This is a genomic window from Vibrio alfacsensis, from assembly GCF_019670485.1.
Lineage (GTDB): Bacteria > Pseudomonadota > Gammaproteobacteria > Enterobacterales > Vibrionaceae > Vibrio > Vibrio alfacsensis.
The window spans coordinates 713,627-733,874 of the sequence record NZ_AP024165.1; the positions used below are offsets into that span (position 1 = coordinate 713,627).

A 20,248-nucleotide genomic window follows, 5' to 3' on the forward strand; every position below is an offset into this window, starting at 1 on the left:
ATCACTTATGAGCAAAAAACTCACTATTCTTGATATCGCTAAACTGGCTGGCGTAGGCAAATCGACGGTCAGCCGTGTGCTTACCAATGATCCCAAGGTAAAACCACAAACGCGTGAGAAAGTGGAACGAATCATTCATGAGTCAGGTTATGTGCCATCAAAATCGGCACAGTCAATGCGTGGCGGTAGTCAAAAGGTGGTCGGTGTGATCATCTCTCGTTTGGATTCTCCATCAGAAAACCGCGCGGTCGGTACCATGTTGAATGCCTTGTACTCGGCAGGGTATGACGTGGTGATCATGGAAAGCCAATTCGACCGCGATAAAACCAATGAGCATTTGGATGTGCTTAAACGTCGTAATGTCGATGGGGTTATCGTGTTTGGTTTTACTGGGTGTGATGAGCAAGCTTTGGCAGAGTGGGGCAATCGCATTGTCGTGATCGCGATGGACACGCAAATGGTTTCCTCGATCAACTACGATAACCAAGGCGTTATCGATATGGCGCTCTCTCATCTGGAACAGCAATCTATTTCTCGTATTGCCTACATTGGTGTTGATCCAGAAGACCGTACCACCGGTCTCGCTCGCCTAAATGCTTACCAAGCTTGGTGTGAACAAAAGCGCATCGAACCTTGCTTCCAAACTGGCAAGCTCAACCATGAAAGTGCTTATCAGCTGGTGGATCAAGTCCTTCAATTTGATACGCAAGCCATCGCTTGTGCCAGTGATACCATCGCTCTTGGTGTAATTAAACGTCTGCAAGAAGTGGGACGTGAAGATGTGGTGGTTACCGGTGTTGGTGGTAGCGAATTACTGTCTTTTCTCTTCCCGAATGTCTTCAGCGTGGATCCGGGCTACTCTCATGCTGGTGAAAAGGCGGCTAACATGCTGATTAATCAATTAAATGGTGATGAGTCTGTGGTGCATTTTACCCAGCAGCCTATCTGTCATTAATCCACCTTTCGATGATCTGCTCTAAAATTATACTGTGATCATTCTCAATTAATGGGACTGTTCCCATTTTGTTTTTGAATGCGAAATGGCACTATTAAAATCATCAAATGGGAATGTTCCCATTATAAAAATAAAACGATGAATTGAATGTATCCAATACAGGGTGGACAAAGTTATGAGTAAGATTGCGCGTCAAGAGGTACAGCGTCTTATTGAGCTGGTCGGGGGATCGGACAATATTGCCAGTGTAAGCCACTGCTTAACTCGCTTACGTTTCGTGTTGAATGACACAGACAAAGCCGATATCAAACAGTTAGATGCACTGCCTATGGTTAAAGGCTGCTTTACCAACGCAGGTCAGTTCCAAGTGGTGATCGGCACGGAAGTCGATGAGGTATACAAAGTACTGATCGAGCTGACGGGTAAAAGTGAAGCGAGCAAAGATGAATCTAAGAACGCGGCTCGTCAAAACATGAATATCGTCGAGCGTGGTATTTCCCACCTTGCTGAAATCTTTGTACCACTGTTACCAGCGATCATCACCGGTGGTCTGATTCTTGGTTTCCGTAACGTGATTGGCGACATCAAGATGTTTGATGGTCAAACGCTCACGGAAATCAGCCAGTTTTGGGCAACAGTACACTCTTTCTTATGGCTAATTGGTGAGGCGATCTTCTTCTTCCTACCGGTTGGTGTGTGTTGGTCGACAGTGAAAAAACTCGGCGGTACTCCGATTCTGGGTATCACATTGGGTGTCACGTTGGTTTCGCCACAGTTAATGAACGCCTATCTGATTGGTAAGCAAGTGCCAGAAGTGTGGGACTTTGGTTTATTCGCCATCGAGAAAGTAGGGTATCAAGCGCAAGTGATTCCGGCCATGTTAGCGGGTGTCGCCTTGGCGTTTATTGAAACCAACTTGAAACGCATCATTCCGTCTTACCTTTACCTAGTGGTCGTGCCGTTTGTCTCTATCATCGTGTCTGTGATTCTTGCGCACTCTATCATTGGCCCATTCGGTCGAATGTTGGGTGACGGCGTTGCTTTCGCAGCAAAAGCAGCCATGACAGGTGACTTCGCGATGATTGGCTCAACCATCTTTGGCTTCCTATACGCGCCATTGGTGATTACTGGTATTCACCACACCACCAATGCGGTTGATCTTCAACTGATGCAAGAGCTCGGCGGCACGCCAATTTGGCCTTTGATTGCACTTTCAAACATTGCTCAAGCGTCTGCAGTAGTCGGCATCATTATCATCAGTAAAAAACACGGCGAGCGTGATATCTCAGTACCTGCGGCTATCTCTGCTTACCTTGGTGTGACTGAGCCAGCGATGTACGGCATCAACTTGAAATACAAATTCCCAATGCTGAGCGCGATGATCGGTAGTGCGATTGCCGCTGCTATCTGTGGTAGCGCAGGTGTGATGGCGAACGGTATCGGTGTGGGCGGTTTGCCGGGCATCTTGTCTATCCAACCACAGTTCTGGGGCGTATTTGCTCTGGCGATGTTGGTGGCGATTGTGGTACCAGTGGCACTGACCCTTGTGTTGTATAAGCGTGCGCAAATGAAAGGCGAGTTAGAAACCGCTAGCGCGTAATTCGAACTGAGGCAGCGATTTGGCTGCCTCGTTTATCTCTTCGTTTTTTTAAGATTTTTAAGTTTCCGTTTAATGGTAAGTGAGCGTTAGAAATGGCAATGACCAAGCATGATGAGAGCTGGTGGAAAACCGCAACCATCTACCAAATTTACCCAAAAAGCTTTTGTGACAGTGGAAGTAAAGGCACGGGCGATATTAAAGGGATCATTTCTAAACTGGATTATCTAAAACACCTTGGTGTGGATGCGATTTGGCTGACGCCGGTTTATCAATCGCCAATGATCGACAACGGTTATGACATTTCCGATTACTATGCGATCAACCCAGATTTTGGCACCATGCAAGATTTCGATACCCTGTTGGCTGAGGCTCACCAACTGGGTATTCGAATCATCATGGATATCGTGGTCAACCATACTTCGACAGAACACAAGTGGTTCCAGTCAGCATTGGGTGACAAAAACAGCCCTTACCGTGATTACTACATCTGGAAAGATCCGGTTGATGGCGCAGAGCCAAACAACTGGCAATCTAAGTTTGGTGGTAACGCTTGGGCACTGGATGAAAAAACGGGTCAGTACTATTTGCACCTTTTTGCTAAAGAGCAAGCGGACTTAAACTGGGAAAACCCGGTAGTGCGTGAAGAAGTGAAAGAAGTCATCAGCTTCTGGGCAGAAAAAGGTGTCGATGGTTTCCGTCTTGACGTTATCAACCTGATTTCCAAGCAACAAAACTTCCCAAGTGACGATATTGGTGATGGTCGCCGTTTCTACACCGACGGCCCGCGTGTGCACGAATACCTTCAAGAGATCAGTGAAGCCGTGTTCCAAAAGTACGGCAGTGTGACGGTGGGTGAAATGTCTTCCACCACGCTAGAGCATTGTCAGCAATACTCAGCGCAAGATGGCAAAGAGCTATCAATGGTGTTCAATTTCCACCACCTGAAAGTTGATTACCCAAATGGTAATAAGTGGACGAGAGCGCCGTTTGATTTCATCCAACTGAAACAGATCTTCAACCATTGGCAAACCGGCTTAAATGGCAAAGGGTGGGGCGCGCTATTTTGGTGTAACCACGACCAACCACGGGTTGTGAGCCGATTAGGTAACGACGAACAATACCGTGTTGAATCTGCCAAAATGCTCGCGGCATCGGTGCACATGATGCAAGGTACACCTTATGTTTATCAAGGTGAAGAGATCGGAATGACCAACCCAGGTTACACCGAAATCAGCCAATATCGCGATGTTGAAAGTACGAACATGTACGACATCATGGTCAATCGCGATGGCGTATCTCACGACGACATGATGGCGATTTTGGCACAGAAGTCGCGAGACAATTCTCGTACACCAATGCAATGGAACAGCGCGAAACACGCGGGTTTTACTGAGGGTACGCCGTGGTTAGAGGTGGCTCAGAACTATTCTGAGATCAACGCGGAAGCCGCGATTGCCGATTTGAACTCGGTGTTCTACTTCTACAAGCGTCTGATTGAACTGCGTAAACAGGTTCCGGTGATCACTGATGGTCGTTACGAGGACCTGCTGCCTGAGCACAAACGTATTTTTGCTTACGCACGTCAGAACGATAAACAAACGCTGCTATGTATCAACAACTACTACGGTGAAGAAGTGGAGTGCGTATTACCAGATCGTTTTGATATGAGTAAAGCAAAGAACCTGCTTTCCAACTATCAAAATGCGACCAGCTCGATTGCTTCTAATCACCAAGTATTGCGTCCTTACGAAACTCGCATCTTGCTGATTGAAGAGTAAAAATTAAGCTTCCCCTAAAGATTTCGGTCCTAAACAAAAGGCTTTGGAGTGCTCCCCAAAGCCTTTTTGTCTTTAAGTCTTATGAACCGTAGCTTACAGAATAACGATGCGGTTTGTGGTTCATCGCAAGGACAAGGTTTAGCGCAAAGGCACCAAGAACCGACAAGCCGATAACCCACGGAGTGACGAAGAAGAAAGACGCAAACAAGATACAAGCATCTATCGCCATCTGAGATTTGCCTACCGAGATACCAAACTTGTCCTGAATGAATAAACATAGGACGTTGAAGCCGCCCAAACTAGAGCGGTGGCGGAATAGGATCAGCATTCCCAAGCCCATCAAGAGCCCACCAGCTACGGCGCAGTAAATCTCATTGATAGATTCCAGTGAAATCAGTAAATACAGATTATCGGCAAAGACAGAAACCAAAGCACCAGAAATGGCACTGTTAATCGCAAAATGACGGCCAAAACGTTTCCAAGCCAATAAGTAAAAAGGGCAGTTGGCTAAAAAGTACAGCACACCAAAGGTAAAAGGTGTAAATTGACTAATAAGCAGAGCCAATCCAGTTGTGCCCCCAGTTAAGAGGTTGGCGGATTGGAGAAAAAAAACGCCTTGAGCAACCAAAAAGGTCCCCGTAAGAATTGCTATCCAGTCTTCTTTTCTTGAGTGTTTTTCCATCTAATGTGCAGTCATTGGAGATAAATTGGGCATGCATAGTAGTAAAAAGGTGACCTTTTCGGTAGCTAGAGGGTAAAATTTGCGGTAAACCTATGTAATTGTTGTTTTACAGGGTGTAAAGCGCAAAATTGACACTTAATCAAACATGGCGAAGTGCTTGCCATATCGGCATGATATTTTTTACTTGTCATCATGAAAAAACTGCATGAGAAAATGGTAAATTTCTCTTTATGACCTAGATCAAATTCTGTAGAATGCGCGCTATTAGAGTGACGAAAACGTTTGCGTTAGGTCATTATTCAGTTTTTTTGCAACTTTCAGTACTAATCTGAGTCAGGAGATACAGATGCTTAAGCGTGATATGAACATCGCAGATTACGATGCGGAACTGTTCGCAGCTATCCAGGAAGAAACCCTTCGCCAGGAAGAACACATTGAACTTATCGCTTCTGAAAACTACACAAGTCCACGTGTAATGGAAGCGCAAGGTTCACAGCTAACGAATAAATATGCGGAAGGCTACCCAGGCAAGCGTTACTACGGCGGTTGTGAGTACGTAGATAAAGCTGAAGCACTCGCTATCGATCGTGCATGCCAACTGTTCGGTTGTGAGTACGCGAACGTACAGCCTCACTCAGGTTCTCAAGCAAACAGCGCAGTTTACATGGCGCTTTTAAACCCAGGCGATACCGTTCTAGGTATGAGCCTAGCACACGGTGGCCACCTAACTCACGGCTCTCCTGTTAACTTCTCTGGTAAGCACTACAATGTGATTCCTTACGGTATCGACGAAGCCGGTCAAATCAACTACGACGAGATGGAACAATTAGCGCTTGAGCACAAGCCTAAGATGATCATCGGTGGTTTCTCTGCTTACTCGCAAATCGTTGATTGGAAGCGCATGCGTGAAATCGCAGACAAAGTTGATGCTTACCTATTCGTAGACATGGCGCACGTTGCGGGTTTGATCGCTGCAGGTGAGTACCCAACGCCAGTACCACACGCTCACGTAGTTACAACAACTACGCATAAGACACTTGCAGGCCCACGTGGTGGTCTAATCCTGTCGAATGCGGGCGAAGACATGTACAAAAAGCTGAACTCAGCAGTATTCCCTGGTGGTCAAGGTGGCCCTCTAATGCACGTTATCGCTGGTAAAGCAGTAGCGTTTAAAGAAGCAATGGAACCTGAGTTCAAAGCTTACCAAGCTCGCGTAGTGAAAAACGCAAAAGCAATGGTTGGCCAATTCCAAGAGCGTGGCTACAAGATCGTATCTAACGGTACAGAAAACCACCTATTCCTAGTTGACCTAATCGACAAGGATATTACAGGTAAAGATGCAGATGCAGCACTAGGTGCAGCAAACATCACAGTAAACAAGAACTCTGTACCAAACGATCCACGTAGCCCATTCGTAACGTCTGGTATCCGTGTAGGTACACCAGCAATCACTCGTCGTGGCTTCACTGAAGAAGATGCGAAAGAGCTAGCGAACTGGATGTGTGACGTTCTAGATAACATCGGCAACGAGGAAGTTATCGAAGCAACGAAACAGAAAGTTCTGGAGATCTGTAAGCGTCTACCAGTTTACGCGTAACTCTCTTCATAGAGTGAGCCGATTTCGTTGTTGAACATACTCGTTTGCTAGAAGCAAACTCCGTGTGTTCTCCTAGAGCTCGACTCATCTATTTCGAAAGTTCACTCAATTTAAAGGTCCTCATTTGAGGGCCTTTTTGTTTTTCTAGCGTATGGAAATATCAGCTTAGAGTGCACTGAAAGCTGATTCCTGATATCGCCTAGGCTCATTCGGAATGACAGTGTTTTAGACTGTGTCTACTAGCCATGTACAAAAAAGGTTGGCACAGAGCCAACCTTTGGTATTCGTAAATGAACGTGAGCTTATTTCACTTCAATGCCTTGTGCTTGCATGTCGGCATGGTAAGAAGAACGAACAAATGGGCCGCACGCTGCGTGGGTGAAGCCAAGTTCTAGTGCGATCTCTTTTAGCTCATCAAACTCTGCTGGTGGAACGTAGCGCTCTACCGGCAGGTGGTGACGGCTTGGCGCAAGGTACTGACCCAGAGTCAGCATGGTGACACCGTGTGCGCGAAGGTCTTTTAGTACTTCTACGATCTCTTCTTTTGTTTCACCAAGACCCATCATCAGGCCTGATTTAGTCGGTACATTTGGATGCTGCTCTTTGAATTTTTGCAGCAACTGTAGCGACCACTTGTAGTTCGCCCCTGGGCGAGCTTTACGGTACAGACGAGGTGCCGTTTCTAGGTTGTGGTTGAAGACATCTGGCGGGTTGTCTTTCATTAGATCAAGCGCAACGTCCATGCGACCACGGAAGTCAGGAACTAGAGTTTCAATCTTGATGTGTGGGTTTAGTTCGCGGATTTCACGGTTACAGTTTGCAAAGTGCTCTGCACCACCATCACGCAAGTCATCACGGTCTACTGAAGTAATAACGACGTACTTCAGCTTCATATCTGCGATGGTTTTTGCTAGCTTTTTCGGTTCTTCAGCTTCAACAGGAAGCGGACGACCATGGGCAACGTCACAGAATGGACAGCGGCGAGTACAGATCGCACCTAGAATCATGAAAGTGGCCGTACCGTGGTTAAAACATTCAGCGAGGTTAGGGCAAGAGGCTTCTTCACACACAGAGTGAAGTTTGTTCTTACGCATCGCTGATTTGATGTCTTGAATACGTTGGCTGTCGGCTGGTAGCTTGATTCTCATCCAATCAGGCTTACGTAGCACTTCTTTCTGCTCTGTCGGCATGTTCTTTACGGGAATCAATGCCATCTTGTCGGCGTCGCGGTATTTAACGCCCTTTTCCATCTGGATTGGTTTGCTCATGCTTTATTACCTTGAGAAGGTGCTTCTGTGCTGAATTTTACTTGCTCATAATCAAGCAAAGTAACGAGTTCTTCTATTAATTGTTTTTCTACGGTTTCGATGTTTTCTGGTCCGCCAATTTGACTGACCTGAACCATTTCCATTCCCTCATAGCCACATGGATTAATACGTAGAAATGGCGTCAAATCCATATTTACGTTCAATGCCAGACCGTGGAATGAGCACCCTTTTCGAATACGAAGACCGAGAGAACATATTTTTTTATTGTCGACGTAGACGCCTGGAGCGTCTGGTCGTGCGGCAGACTCAATATTGTATGCCTTTAGGGTGTTGATCACGAGGTTCTCAATGTGAGTAACGAGATCTCGCACGCTTAATTTTTTGCGGCGCAGGTTAATCAAGAAGTATGCAACCAATTGGCCTGGTCCATGATAGGTTACTTGACCACCTCGGTCACTTTGTACAACAGGAATATCCCCAGTGTTAAGCAGGTGCTCGGCTTTGCCAGCTTGTCCTTGAGTAAATACTGGGTTGTGCTCTACCAACCAAACTTCATCAGGCGTGTCGTCTGTTCGTTGATCGGTAAATTCATGCATCGCCTTCCATACAGGCTCATAATCTTGGCGTCCAAGTCGTTTCACAACAAGTTGGTGTTGCATGGGAATTCCTGTCGCTAATATATAAAGTTTTTGGATTATAAACCGGATGCCTCTGATGCTCTACACTTGAGTAACAGATTTTTAACTGAAAGGTGAGGTGCTTTTGATTATCTGTATGATAAATAAAAAGAAAGCAGCCGAAGCTGCTTTCAAAAAAAATTTAATTTATCAAAAAATTATAGAACCATGCGTACGATGTCGATTTCACCCAGTTCTTTGTAAAGGGTTTCAACCTGCTCGATAGATGTTGCAGTGATATTGATCGACACCGAGTGGTAGTTGCCCTTAGCACTTGGTTTTACTGTTGGGCTGTAATCACCTGGAGCATGGCGCTGGATAACTTCAAGAACAAGTTCTGGAAGTTCAGGCTTTGCATGACCCATTACCTTGTAAGTAAATGAACAAGGGAACTCAAGCAGGTCTTTCAATTTTGCATCAGAGTTGATGGTTAGCATATCGGTAACTCCAGTTGGTATTCGTTGCGGTGCGAAATAGTACAGTCAAATTAGGGTGAACTCAAGATCATACCCAAGCATCTATACGTCGCTTGAGTACAGATAACAAAGCCGCCCTCGTTGGCGGCTTTGCTGACTTGTTTGTTGCTCAGAAGCGACGCTTAGAAGAAGCTCTTAAACAACAATACGATGTAGTCCCACATGCGGCTAAATAGGCTGCCTTGGTCGACAGTTTCTAGTGCCATTAGTGGGTACTCAGCAATATCTTCACCATCAATTTGGTAGTATAGCTTACCAACTACATCACCCTTGTTAATTGGGGCTTCTAGCTCTTTTTCAAGTACGAAACTTGCTTTTAGATTCTTTGCTTGGCCACGAGGTAGCGTTACGTAAGTATCTTCATCAAGACCTAGTGCAACAGTATCTTTGTTGCCCATCCATACTTTTTCTTCTACGAATGTTTCACCTGCTTTATGTGGTGCAACCGTTTCAAAGAAGCGGAAACCGTAGCTCAACAGTTTTTTACTTTCTGCTTTGCGAGCATTCGCATCTTTGGTGCCCATTACAACCGCAACTAGACGCATTTGGCCCTCAGTTGCTGAACTTACTAGGCTGTATCCTGCATTGCTTGTATGGCCGGTTTTGATGCCGTCAACGTTCATGCTCTTATCCCACAGTAGGCCATTACGGTTGTACTGTGTGATGCCGTTGTATGTGAATTTTTTATCAGAGTAAATACGGTACTCATCTGGAACATCACGGATCAGAGCTTTGCCTAATAGCGCCATGTCGTATGGTGTTGAGTACAGATTCGGATTATCTAGGCCATGAACGTTAGCAAAATGCGTGTTCTTCATGCCGATGGTGTTTGCCCAAGCATTCATCAGATCAACGAATGCATCTTCAGAACCAGCAATGTGCTCGGCCATTGCAACACATGCATCATTACCAGATTGAATGATGATACCGCGGTTAAGGTCATGAACTTTAACGGTTGTACCCACTTCGATGAACATTTTTGAAGAGTCAGGGAAGTTTTTTGCCCAGGCATTTTGGCTGATGGTAACGTCGTCGTCTTCTGAAATGTTGCCACGAGCCAGTTCTTGTCCAATGACGTAGCTGGTCATCATTTTGGTTAAACTAGCTGGAGACAATTTTGTGTTCATCTCTTTCTCAGCAAGTACTTTACCTGAATGGTAATCCATCAGTACGTAGCCTTTTGCTGCGATTTGAGGCGCGTCTGGTACCACAATTGGTGATGCAAATGCAGATTGCGCGATGGTTGCAGATAGGGCAACCGAAGATACGAGAATAGTTCTCACAAGCTTATTTTTATTCATGGTAATTCAAATTTTTGGGTTAACTGCCGACATCTTAACAGAAACCGCTCTTATGTAAGAGAGGCTCTATATAGAAATTCATGACACCATTATTTGGCGTGGTATTTTTTGATAAACGCGGACGCATAACCGAGCAACTTTACTTTATCTAGCGTGGCTTGCGTCAGAGAGTAGTCAGTATATGGACCTAACAGTAGGCGATGGGTCTCTTGAGTGCTCTCTAAGAACGTATCAGTATCGAGCTTTTGACCAAGCTCTGACCCTAAAGTTCGTGCGCGATCTTCATATTTTGATGAAGCGACTTGAATGACGTATTTAGGATGAGCTGCCAGAGATTTTTCATCGGTTGGTTTATCAACCGTGATGACTTCAATTTCAACGTTTGCGGTCCCGGTTTTGACTACGTCAAGTTTATGCGCTGCTGCGTAGCTTAAATCAATAATGCGACCTTCATGGAAAGGGCCGCGATCATTAACACGTACGATTGTTGACTTGCCGTTGTCGGTGTTAGTGACTTTGACAAAGCTTGGTAAAGGCAAGGTTTTGTGCGCTGCCGTCATCGAATACATATCGTAGATTTCGCCGTTTGACGTGAGATGGCCTTGGAATTTTTTGCCATACCAAGATGCACGGCCTTTTTCCGTGAAACCTTTTGCGTCACGGACGATTTTGTAATCCTGACCTCTTAGATTGTAATCGCTGTTACCCCCTAAGCTGTATGGTTCGTATTTTGGGTGGGCATCCTCAATGTGCTCGACCGATAGTGGCTTATCTGGAGCAACATCGGATTCGAGTTCATAACGGCCATCCTGTGTTTTTTGGTCGGTGGAAGAACACCCTGCCAAAATCACAGCAGAAAAAACCAAGGAATATAGAGCGCGTTTTTGCATGGTCTAGGTCGCCTTAGAGAATGCTTTTCGGTGCGTGTGAATAGACATTAGAATGCCAAAGCCAGCCATTAGCGTCACCATTGAAGTGCCACCGTAGCTGATGAGCGGTAAAGGTACGCCTACAACCGGTAGGATGCCGCTTACCATGCCGATATTCACAAAAATATACACGAAGAAGCTAAGTACAATACTGCCTGCCATCATTCGACCAAACGCGGTTTGCGCTTGGCTTGCGAGATAAAGACCTCGTCCAATGATAAATAGATAGATGGCTAACAGGCAAAGGAAGCCAATCATACCCCATTCTTCAGCAATTACAGCAAAGATAAAGTCAGTATGACGCTCTGGAAGAAACTCTAACTGGGATTGAGTGCCATGTAACCAACCTTTGCCGGAAATACCACCAGAACCGATTGCGATTTTACTTTGGATGATGTGGTAACCCGCGCCTAGAGGGTCCGATTCAGGGTTGAACAGCGTGCGAACGCGAACTTTTTGATATTCACGCATCAGGAAGAACCAAAGAATTGGAATAAAACCACCTAGCCCTATTGCGGCTGCGGCGATAATTTTCCAACTGATCCCGGCAAGAAAGATAACAAAGATGCCCGATGCGGCAATAAGAATCGACGTGCCTAAATCAGGTTGCTTTGCGATAAGGATAGTGGGTAAGCAGACCATGATCAGTGCAACGATCAAGGTTTTGAATGTCGGGGGAAGCGGTTGGCGACCAATGTAACGTGCCACCATCAAAGGGACTGCAAGTTTGAGTAATTCGGAGGGTTGGAATCGCACAAAGCCTAGATTGAGCCAACGCTGAGCGCCTTTGGATGCTTCTCCAAAGAAGAGCACACCAAATAGTAAAACGACACCGCCAATGAACATGAGAGGCGCAAGGTTCTCGTAGGTTCTGGGGGACAATTGGGCTAAAACCAACATAACGACTAAAGAAAGGACCATACGCATAGCTTGGCGATCCATCATCGCCAAGCTTTGGCCACTTGCGCTGTACATGATGACTAAGCCAAATGCCATCAGCGCAAGTATGCCGAGTAGGAGGGGCAAATCGATATGGAAGCGTTCAAACAGGGCGCGGTTCTTGCCTGTAGAGGGATCCATTTTCATTATTGCCTTGCCTCCTGTTTTGTATTTGCTTGCTCTTTATCTGGCTTGATCTCTTCTGGTCCAAGAATGACACGGTCAAATATTTTTCTTACTACTGGTGCACCGTTACTTGAACCACCACCGGCATTTTCAAGGACAACCGAAACCACGACTTGAGGATCATCAAAGGGTGCAAAACCGATAAAGAGCGCGTGATCTCGCAGATGCTCGGCGACCTCATCTGCGTTGTACTCTTCGTCTTCGCCCAAGCCAAAGACTTGCGCGGTACCGGACTTACCGCCGGTTTGGTAGTTCATGTTGTAGAACGAGCGTCGTGCGGTACCTTTTGGACCATGGTTAACCAAACGCATCCCTTCTTTCGCCATGTCCCAGTATTTTTCAGGAACATTTTGAATCGGAGGGTAAGTCACGTATTCCGAGTTTTTTTGATGCTCAAAGTCACTGCCGTTATCAATGGTCGCTTTTAATAAGTGCGGTGCAGTAACGGCACCGTCATTGACGAGTACAGAAGTCGCTTTAGCCAGCTGCATTGGTGTTGCAGTCCAATAGCCTTGCCCGATACCGACTGGAATGGTGTCGCCTTTATACCAAGGTGTTTTATGACGTGCCATTTTCCAATCACGGGTCGGCATATTGGCTTTACTTTCTTCGTAAATATCAATCCCAGTGTAGTCGCCAAAGCCGAACATCATCATCCAGTTCGATATGCGGTCGATGCCCATATCATAAGCGATTTGATAGAAGAACGTATCGACTGATTCTTCAATGGACTTGATGATATCAACGCGGCCGTGTCCCCAGCGAAGCCAGTCTCGGAATGGACGCGTGTCGGAGTTAGGAATGCGCCAGTAGCCAGGGTCGTTTCGTGTTGTTTTAGGCGTGACTACCCCTTCTTCCAAAGCGGCGACCGCCATAAATGGTTTAATCGTCGAAGCTGGAGGGTAAATACCCAGCGTAGTTCGGTTTACCAGTGGACGATTCTTATCGTTCAATAGGGCACGGTAGGCTTTACCTGAAATGCCATGCACGAATGCATTTGGATCGTAAGATGGGCTTGAAACCATCGCGAGAACGCCATTATCTCTCGGATCGAGAACTACCGCACTGCCTCGTCGCCCATCAAGTAGCTGATGCACGTAAAGTTGCAAGTTAATATCAAGGTTCAAGACAATGTCTTTTCCCGGGACTGGCGGAACGTATTTTAAGGTACGAATGACGCGACCACGGCTGTTAACTTCTACTTCTTGGTAGCCCGCAGTACCATGCAACAAGTCTTCGTAATACTTTTCGATACCTAATTTACCAATGTCACGTGTGGCTTGGTAGTTTGCGTCTTTATCTTCTCGAATAAGACGCTGCATATCGCGATCATTGATCCGAGACACATAGCCAATCACGTGAGTGAGTACTTCACTAAATGGATAGTAGCGTTTTAGTGTGGCGCTGATTTCTACCCCGGGAAAACGGTATTGATTAACGGAGAAGATAGCGACTTGCTTTTCATCTAGCTGAGTAAGTAGAGGTACCGATTTGAAGCGACGAGTGCGTTTACGCTCACGTTGGAATCGTTCAATCTGGTCTGGTGTAATATCAAGGATAGTTTGAAGCTCCTTGATCGTCCCATCAATATCTTTGATTTTTTCTGGGGTTAATTCCAAATTGAAGACAGGGCGGTTTTCAGCCAGCAGAACCCCGTTACGGTCATAGATAAGACCACGGTTTGGGGCAATAGGCACCACTTTAATGCGATTGTCATTTGAACGGGTTTTGTAATCTTGGAATTGGTTGACCTGGATGTTGTACATGTTGGCCACCAGCAGTCCCATTAAAACCACGATACCAAGAAATGCAACAATAGCGCGGCTGGCAAACAGGCGCGCTTCGGCTTGATAATCTCGGATCTGACTGCGGCGTTTACGGATCATTAACGCAAGTCTCTAAAGCTAGGCAACGATTATTCTCGGTGGTAAGGGTGGTTGGCAGTGATGCTCCACGCTCGGTATAAACTTTCCGCCATGACGATACGAACAAGCGGATGTGGTAGCGTCAATGCAGACAAAGACCAGCTTTGATCGGCTGCGGCTTTACATGCAGGGGCTAGTCCCTCAGGGCCGCCAATCAAGATGGAAACATCGCGACCATCTAGCTTCCAAGCCTCTAGCTGTTCAGCAAGTTGTGGGGTATCCCATTTTTTGCCAGGAATATCGAGGGTTACGATGCGGTTTCCTTTAGGCACAGCAGCAAGCATCGCCTCGCCTTCTTTTTGTAAGATACGAGCAATGTCTGCATTCTTGCCACGCTTACCTGCTGAAATTTCAATCAGCTCAAGTGGCATATCATGTGGGAAGCGACGACGGTATTCCTGGAAACCTTCCTCGACCCACTTAGGCATTTTTGTGCCAACGGCAATGAGTTGGATTTTCAAAGATTAACCCCAAAGTTTTTCTAGTTGGTAGAGTGAGCGTTGTTCTTCTTGTAGGACGTGTAGCATTGCGTCACCCATATCTAGGACAACCCATTCACCGTCACTTTCGCCTTCCGTGCCAAGAGGTTCAAGGCCTGCTTTTTTTACTTCAGATGCGACATGGCCAGCAATTGATGAAACGTGGCGTTTAGACGTACCAGTGCAGATCACCATGAAATCAGTCACACTTGATTTGTCTTTCACGTCTAGAATGACAATATCTTCAGCTTTCATGTCGTCAGCTTTATCAGCTAAAAAGTCTTTAAGTTCTTCGCGAAGCACTCAATTTTCCTCGGGTTATTCTCTTAAATCTGTCATCGTTTTAATCATTCAAGTTAAAACGGGTGCGCACTATACCATGCTTTGAAATCTAAATTGCCAGCTTAATATCAGGAGAGCAGGTTTCTAAACTCAATTGATGGATCGTTGGCCACACCGAAATCTCATACTGCGTCTTCGCTTTGATTTCAGCATTGGTCAGTAGCGACAGTAACGCGTAAATTCGGTTTGCAGAAAGGCGGGTCAGTGCGGCATTGTAAAATGGGCGCTTATTTTGCCAAACGCGATGTTTTTCGAACATTTGAATCATGCTCATTTGAGTCAGATCTTGGTGCATCGTCAGCAGTTGGTTAAACTCTTTTTGTATGCTTCGGATCAAAATAATCGTTTCGACACCTTCAGCTTCCAACTGACGCAAGATTCTCTGTGCACGATTTGCTTTACCTGCAAGCAGGGCATCGATCCAATGGAAAGTCGTAAAATGGTTGTGTCGACTTAACGCTTCTTCTAAACGAACAACCGTTAATTCGCCATCTGGGTAGAGTAGAGCCAGTTTTTCTAAACTTTGGGCAAGCGCAAACAGGTTCCCCTCGTGCCATTGCGCCAACATTTGCAGTGATTGTTGGTCTGCTCTTAGCCCCAAAGTGCGGCAACGAGCTTGAATGAACATCGGTAGACGTTGAAGATCGGGCGTTAAACAACTGACCCAATCTCCCTTCGCACTCAGTGCTTTAAACCATTTTGCATTCTCTTGTGCTTTTGTTAGCTTACTGCCGATGAGCACCAACATGACGTCATCGTGTAACATTTCGCATAGGGTTTGCAGTTCTTTGCTTACGGTTGTGGTAACGCCACTTTCAGGTAACTCAAGCTCAATGATTTGGCGACTAGAAAATAGGCTCAACGCTTGGAAGCAGTCATACACTTGGTTCCAATCTAGGCTCGCATCTACCGCAAAACGGTGCTTTTCCTCGAACCCTTGCTGCTTCGCCGTCTCTTGGATTGCTTGGCGACTCTCTTGAATAAGCAGAGGCTCGCTGCCGAAAATGAGGTAAACCGGTTTTAGGTGTTTAGCTAGTTGTTCAGCCAGCTTGTCGGCAAAAATTCGCATGTTATCTTACAAAGTTGTCTTTTTTGGGGCATTAACGGCAGTGTCTGCCTCGTATTCTGCGCGTACTCGGCCAAGCTGACGCATGATTTGTGCCGCAGCTTGTTGACGCATTTCGTCTTCAATAACGTCACGCTCTACGGATTTAGCCAAGGCGGTTAGCGGGTTATCAAGGTAATTACGGGTGACTGCCGTCATAAAGTTTTGCGCGCCAAGCTCTGGGATGGTAACTCGATATTTAACGACGTAGGTCAGCTCTTTCTCGGCAGCGCGGCTGTTTTGGTAAAGTGAAAGTGTACGCTCTTCTAACTCTGCGCTGACCAAATAAAGGTTTGGAATATTTTTGGATGGTGCGACTAAGTCTACTTTATTTAACTCTAACTGCGCATGTACCGAGCGGGTGAGTGGGCTGTACTCATCGTAGCTGTTGAATGACATGGTGTGCAGCTCTTCCGGAACGGAATACTCGCCACGAAGGTGAAAACCACAGGCAGAAAGAAGCCCCGATAATACCAATACCACTGGTAGTTTAATCAAAGAGAAAAAGCGCATTGATTGTATTCATCCTAAATTGAAGGGGTTATATACCAAAGCAACCTCAGATTCTTAGCGCAGAGCTCAATATTGTTGAAGTCACTTGGGTATATTCACCTAAAACCATTCACTATGAATGGATTGAGGCAAATAAACAGGGTGATGACTCACCCTGTTAATAGACTCATACTGAACGAGTTAGTTCGTTCGGTCTTGAGTGATTGCAAGCTGCATTTCGTTTATCGCGATTGACTAGTTTGCAACGATGTTCAGAAGTTTGCCAGGAACGTAAATGACTTTACGGATCGTTAGACCATCTAGGAACTTCTTCGCATTTTCATCGTTAAGACCAAGCTCACGAACTTGCTCTTCTGTTGCGTCAGCAGCAACCGTTAGTTTCGCACGTAGCTTACCGTTGATCATAACAACAATAGTTTTCTCGTCTTCAACCAGTGCTTTTTCGTCAAATGTTGGCCAAGTTGTTGAATCAACATCAGACTCACCCAGTGCTACCCACATTTCGTAAGAGATGTGTGGAGTGATTGGGTAAAGCATGCGAACAACGGCTTTTAGCGCTTCATCAAGGATTGCACGGTCTTGCGCAGATTCTTGAGGCGCTTTTGCAAGCTTGTTCATCAGCTCCATGATCGCAGCGATTGCTGTGTTGAACGTTTGACGACGAGCGATATCGTCCGTTACTTTCGCGATAGTTTTATGAACGTCACGACGAAGTGCTTTTTGGTCGCCAGAAAGTAAGCTTGCATCTACTGCTTGTGCTGCACCTTTTGAAGAGTGCGTGTGAACCAGTTTCCAAACACGTTTCAGGAAGCGGTTAGCGCCTTCTACGCCAGACTCTTGCCATTCAAGCGTCATGTCTGCTGGAGACGCGAACATCATGAATAGACGTACGGTGTCAGCGCCGTACTTGTCTACCATTTCTTGAGGGTCGATACCGTTGTTTTTCGACTTAGACATTTTGATCATGCCTGAGTGTGTTACATCACGGCCTTCTGTGTCTTTAGCAGAAGTGATGCGACCTTTACCGTCACGCTCAACAGCAACATCTGTTGGTGCAACCCACTCTTTACCGCCTTTCTCGTTCTCGAAGTAGAACGCGTCTGCTAGTACCATGCCTTGACACAGTAGTTGCTTGAACGGTTCGTCAGAGGTCACGTAGCCAGCATCACGTAGCAGTTTGTGGAAGAAGCGAGAGTACAGTAGGTGCATACAAGCGTGCTCGATACCACCGATGTACTGGTCTACTGGTAGCCAGTAGTTTGCTTTTTCTGGATCTAGGATGTCGTCAGCCTGTGGTGAACAGTAACGTGCGTAGTACCAAGAAGATTCCATGAACGTATCGAACGTGTCAGTCTCACGTAGAGCTGGTTCACCGTTAAATGTTGTCTTCGCCCACTCTTTGTCAGCTTTGATTGGGCTAGTTACGCCGTCCATTACCACGTCTTCTGGAAGAATCACTGGCAGTTGGTCAGCAGGTACTGGGTGAACTTCACCATCTTCAGTCGTTACCATTGGGATTGGAGCACCCCAGTAACGTTGACGAGATACACCCCAGTCACGTAGACGGAAGTTAACGGTCTTAGTGCCTTTACCCTCAGCTTCTAGTTTCGCTGCGATTGCGTCGAACGCCGCTTGGAAGTCTAGGCCGTCGAATTCGCCTGAATCAAACAGTACACCCTTTTCAGTGTATGCCGCTTCAGTTACGTCTAGCTCGCTACCATCAACAGGTTTGATGACAGGCACGATGTCTAGGCCGTACTTGGTTGCGAATTCGTAATCGCGTTGGTCGTGTGCAGGTACTGCCATTACCGCGCCTGTACCGTAATCCATCAGTACGAAGTTTGCGACGTAAACAGGAACTTCACGGCCGTTCAATGGGTGAATAGCAGTAAGGCCAGTCGCCATACCTTTCTTCTCCATTGTCGCCAGTTCTGCTTCCGCTACTTTGGTGTTTTTACACTCGTCGATGAATTTAGCCAGCTCTGGGTTGTTCGCTGCTGCGATAGTTGCAAGAGGGTGGCCTGCTGCAATGCCCACGTACGTTACACCCATTAGGGTGTCAGGACGCGTTGTGTAGACTTCTAGGTCTTGCTGACCATTTACTGCAAACTTCAGTTCTACGCCTTCAGAGCGGCCAATCCAGTTGCGCTGCATGGTTTTAACCATTTCTGGCCAACCATCAAGCTTATCTAGATCATCAAGAAGCTCTTGTGCGTATTCAGTGATTTTAATGAACCACTGTGGGATTTCTTTTTGCTCTACAGGCGTGTCACAACGCCAGCAACAGCCGTCTTCAACCTGTTCGTTTGCAAGAACTGTTTGGTCGTTTGGACACCAGTTAACAGAAGACGTTTTCTTGTAAACCAGACCTTTTTCGTACAGCTTAGTGAAAAACTCTTGTTCCCAACGGTAGTACTCTGGAGTACACGTTGCGAATTCACGATTCCAGTCGTAACCAAAGCCAAGTAGCTTAAGCTGGTTCTTCATGTATTCGATGTTTTCATAAGTCCAAGGAGCAGGCGCAGTGTTGTTTTTTACTGCTGCGTTTTCTGCAGGTAGACCAAACGCATCCCAACCGATAGGTTGCATCACGTTTTTGCCTTGTAGGCGTTGGAAACGAGATACTACGTCACCGATGGTGTAGTTGCGCACGTGACCCATGTGCAGTCGACCACTTGGGTATGGGAACATGGATAGACAGTAGAATTTTTCTTTATTTGGGTCTTCACTTACAACAAAGGTCTTGTTGTCATCCCAGTGCTTTTGAACTTTTTGCTCAAGGTCTTGTGGATTATATTGTTCTTGCATCGATGGTATCCGGTTATCTTGGAATTTGTGAGTTCGGTTAGAACAGACTTTAATAGATCATCATAGAATACCTAAAGCTAGGGATCACAACAATAGCCAATCTATACCCATGTACCTTGAATTGGTGCTGGCAGTAGAAAGATGGAGGTCAGTTATGCCTAAACGTAAAGCAGGTTATGAGGAAATGTTTGAGGATGTCATTGAAACCTTGAAACATAGTCCGGATGAAGTTAACAAAGTATTCGAAACGTCGGGTAAAGTCGTTGATGCTGCCAATGATATGACCAAAGATGAGCTCTCACTCATATCCGCTTATGTAAAAGCCGATTTGAAAGAGTTTTCGGACAGTTATGAAGAGGGAAAAAGTGGGCCTTTCTATCTCACGATCGCCGATTCAATCTGGCAGGGGCTGCTTGATATTACTGATCGAACTAAAGTTGAGTGGGTCGAGTTGTTTGATGATTTAGAACATCAAGGGTTATATGAAGCGGGAGAGGTGATTGGTCTCGGCACTTTGGTGTGTGACAAGTGTGGTCATAAAACCACATACAATCATCCAACCATCATTATTCCATGTACTAAGTGCAACCATACGGGATTTAGTCGTCAATCATTAAAGCCGTAGCGTACGTTAACCATCAATGAACAAAAAAGTGCACATAAAAAAGAGGCGTTTGTCGCCTCTTTT

General features: G+C 46.0%; 18 protein-coding genes. 5 read left to right on the top strand and 13 right to left on the bottom strand.

Annotated elements, in window-relative coordinates; all coding sequences use genetic code 11:
• Positions 1-7: 7 nt before the first annotated feature.
• The 3 genes from treR (at position 8) to treC (ending at position 4,333) form a co-directional block, all read left to right on the top strand.
• On the top strand, positions 8-955 hold the full coding sequence (gene treR, locus VA249_RS03280; RefSeq protein WP_221068907.1) for a trehalose operon repressor TreR: 948 nt from the start codon (positions 8-10) through the stop codon (positions 953-955).
• 175 nt (positions 956-1,130) lie between these two features.
• Positions 1,131-2,555 (top strand): PTS trehalose transporter subunit IIBC, encoded by a 1,425-nt coding sequence (treB, locus tag VA249_RS03285; protein ID WP_221068908.1) that lies wholly within the window; start codon positions 1,131-1,133, stop codon positions 2,553-2,555.
• A gap of 92 nt (positions 2,556-2,647) precedes the next feature.
• Entirely contained in the window at positions 2,648-4,333 is a 1,686-nt protein-coding gene (gene treC / locus VA249_RS03290) for an alpha,alpha-phosphotrehalase (protein ID WP_221068909.1), read from the top strand.
• Between the two features lie 79 nt (positions 4,334-4,412).
• On the opposite strand, the gene VA249_RS03295 is transcribed toward treC, so the two are convergent.
• Positions 4,413-5,015 carry a YitT family protein gene (locus VA249_RS03295; RefSeq protein WP_221068910.1) on the bottom strand — a complete coding sequence of 201 codons (603 nt, stop codon included), beginning with the start codon at positions 5,013-5,015 and terminating at the stop codon, positions 4,413-4,415.
• Positions 5,016-5,361: 346 nt separating this feature from the next.
• Here VA249_RS03295 and glyA point away from each other — a divergent pair, with 346 nt between their 5' ends.
• Positions 5,362-6,612, top strand: a complete 1,251-nt coding sequence (gene glyA / locus VA249_RS03300; protein ID WP_221068911.1) for a serine hydroxymethyltransferase — start codon at positions 5,362-5,364, stop codon at positions 6,610-6,612.
• Between the two features lie 302 nt (positions 6,613-6,914).
• Here glyA and lipA read toward each other — a convergent pair whose 3' ends face one another.
• From lipA to leuS, 12 genes are all read right to left on the bottom strand, one after another.
• Positions 6,915-7,880, bottom strand: coding sequence for a lipoyl synthase (gene lipA, locus VA249_RS03305; protein WP_128811444.1), 966 nt, complete (start codon positions 7,878-7,880; stop codon positions 6,915-6,917).
• Positions 7,877-8,539 carry a lipoyl(octanoyl) transferase LipB gene (gene lipB, locus VA249_RS03310; RefSeq protein WP_128811443.1) on the bottom strand — a complete coding sequence of 221 codons (663 nt, stop codon included), beginning with the start codon at positions 8,537-8,539 and terminating at the stop codon, positions 7,877-7,879. The genes lipA and lipB overlap by 4 nt, the downstream gene beginning before the upstream one ends.
• A 176-nt stretch (positions 8,540-8,715) precedes the next feature.
• Complete coding sequence (gene ybeD, locus VA249_RS03315; protein ID WP_005384135.1) at positions 8,716-8,994, bottom strand: DUF493 family protein YbeD; 279 nt, start codon at positions 8,992-8,994, stop codon at positions 8,716-8,718.
• A gap of 161 nt (positions 8,995-9,155) precedes the next feature.
• A complete protein-coding gene (locus VA249_RS03320; protein ID WP_128811442.1) occupies positions 9,156-10,334 on the bottom strand; it encodes a serine hydrolase in 1,179 nt (392 codons plus the stop codon).
• An 89-nt stretch (positions 10,335-10,423) separates the two neighbouring features.
• Positions 10,424-11,224, bottom strand: coding sequence for a septal ring lytic transglycosylase RlpA family protein (locus VA249_RS03325; RefSeq protein ID WP_221068912.1), 801 nt, complete (start codon positions 11,222-11,224; stop codon positions 10,424-10,426).
• A gap of 3 nt (positions 11,225-11,227) precedes the next feature.
• A complete protein-coding gene (gene rodA, locus VA249_RS03330; protein WP_128811440.1) occupies positions 11,228-12,349 on the bottom strand; it encodes a rod shape-determining protein RodA in 1,122 nt (373 codons plus the stop codon).
• On the bottom strand, positions 12,349-14,274 hold the full coding sequence (gene mrdA, locus VA249_RS03335) for a penicillin-binding protein 2 (RefSeq protein WP_221068913.1): 1,926 nt from the start codon (positions 14,272-14,274) through the stop codon (positions 12,349-12,351). Before mrdA ends, rodA begins: the two co-directional genes overlap by 1 nt.
• A 29-nt stretch (positions 14,275-14,303) precedes the next feature.
• Positions 14,304-14,774 carry a 23S rRNA (pseudouridine(1915)-N(3))-methyltransferase RlmH gene (gene rlmH / locus VA249_RS03340; RefSeq protein ID WP_017821762.1) on the bottom strand — a complete coding sequence of 157 codons (471 nt, stop codon included), beginning with the start codon at positions 14,772-14,774 and terminating at the stop codon, positions 14,304-14,306.
• Between the two features lie 3 nt (positions 14,775-14,777).
• Positions 14,778-15,095, bottom strand: a complete 318-nt coding sequence (gene rsfS, locus VA249_RS03345; protein WP_211919860.1) for a ribosome silencing factor — start codon at positions 15,093-15,095, stop codon at positions 14,778-14,780.
• Positions 15,096-15,183: 88 nt separating this feature from the next.
• A complete protein-coding gene (holA, locus tag VA249_RS03350) occupies positions 15,184-16,203 on the bottom strand; it encodes a DNA polymerase III subunit delta (RefSeq protein WP_221068914.1) in 1,020 nt (339 codons plus the stop codon).
• A 6-nt stretch (positions 16,204-16,209) separates the two neighbouring features.
• The gene (locus VA249_RS03355) at positions 16,210-16,752 is read right to left on the bottom strand and encodes an LPS-assembly lipoprotein LptE (RefSeq protein WP_221068915.1); all 543 of its coding nucleotides are present in this window, start codon (positions 16,750-16,752) and stop codon (positions 16,210-16,212) included.
• A 234-nt stretch (positions 16,753-16,986) separates the two neighbouring features.
• Positions 16,987-19,560, bottom strand: a complete 2,574-nt coding sequence (leuS, locus tag VA249_RS03360) for a leucine--tRNA ligase (RefSeq protein ID WP_221068916.1) — start codon at positions 19,558-19,560, stop codon at positions 16,987-16,989.
• 154 nt (positions 19,561-19,714) lie between these two features.
• Here leuS and VA249_RS03365 point away from each other — a divergent pair, with 154 nt between their 5' ends.
• Positions 19,715-20,185 (top strand): zinc ribbon-containing protein, encoded by a 471-nt coding sequence (locus VA249_RS03365; RefSeq protein WP_221068917.1) that lies wholly within the window; start codon positions 19,715-19,717, stop codon positions 20,183-20,185.
• Positions 20,186-20,248 lie beyond the last annotated feature (63 nt).

Coding starts and splice junctions, on each gene's coding strand:
- VA249_RS03325 (WP_221068912.1), bottom strand. CDS start 11,224: ATGCAAAAACGCGCTCTATATTCCTTGGTTTTTTCTGCTGTGATTTTG.
- holA (WP_221068914.1), bottom strand. CDS start 16,203: ATGCGAATTTTTGCCGACAAGCTGGCTGAACAACTAGCTAAACACCTA.
- rodA (WP_128811440.1), bottom strand. CDS start 12,349: ATGAAAATGGATCCCTCTACAGGCAAGAACCGCGCCCTGTTTGAACGC.
- VA249_RS03365 (WP_221068917.1), top strand. CDS start 19,715: ATGCCTAAACGTAAAGCAGGTTATGAGGAAATGTTTGAGGATGTCATT.
- mrdA (WP_221068913.1), bottom strand. CDS start 14,274: ATGATCCGTAAACGCCGCAGTCAGATCCGAGATTATCAAGCCGAAGCG.
- treB (WP_221068908.1), top strand. CDS start 1,131: ATGAGTAAGATTGCGCGTCAAGAGGTACAGCGTCTTATTGAGCTGGTC.
- lipA (WP_128811444.1), bottom strand. CDS start 7,880: ATGAGCAAACCAATCCAGATGGAAAAGGGCGTTAAATACCGCGACGCC.
- glyA (WP_221068911.1), top strand. CDS start 5,362: ATGCTTAAGCGTGATATGAACATCGCAGATTACGATGCGGAACTGTTC.
- VA249_RS03295 (WP_221068910.1), bottom strand. CDS start 5,015: ATGGAAAAACACTCAAGAAAAGAAGACTGGATAGCAATTCTTACGGGG.
- leuS (WP_221068916.1), bottom strand. CDS start 19,560: ATGCAAGAACAATATAATCCACAAGACCTTGAGCAAAAAGTTCAAAAG.
- VA249_RS03355 (WP_221068915.1), bottom strand. CDS start 16,752: ATGCGCTTTTTCTCTTTGATTAAACTACCAGTGGTATTGGTATTATCG.
- VA249_RS03320 (WP_128811442.1), bottom strand. CDS start 10,334: ATGAATAAAAATAAGCTTGTGAGAACTATTCTCGTATCTTCGGTTGCC.
- lipB (WP_128811443.1), bottom strand. CDS start 8,539: ATGCAACACCAACTTGTTGTGAAACGACTTGGACGCCAAGATTATGAG.
- treR (WP_221068907.1), top strand. CDS start 8: ATGAGCAAAAAACTCACTATTCTTGATATCGCTAAACTGGCTGGCGTA.
- treC (WP_221068909.1), top strand. CDS start 2,648: ATGGCAATGACCAAGCATGATGAGAGCTGGTGGAAAACCGCAACCATC.
- ybeD (WP_005384135.1), bottom strand. CDS start 8,994: ATGCTAACCATCAACTCTGATGCAAAATTGAAAGACCTGCTTGAGTTC.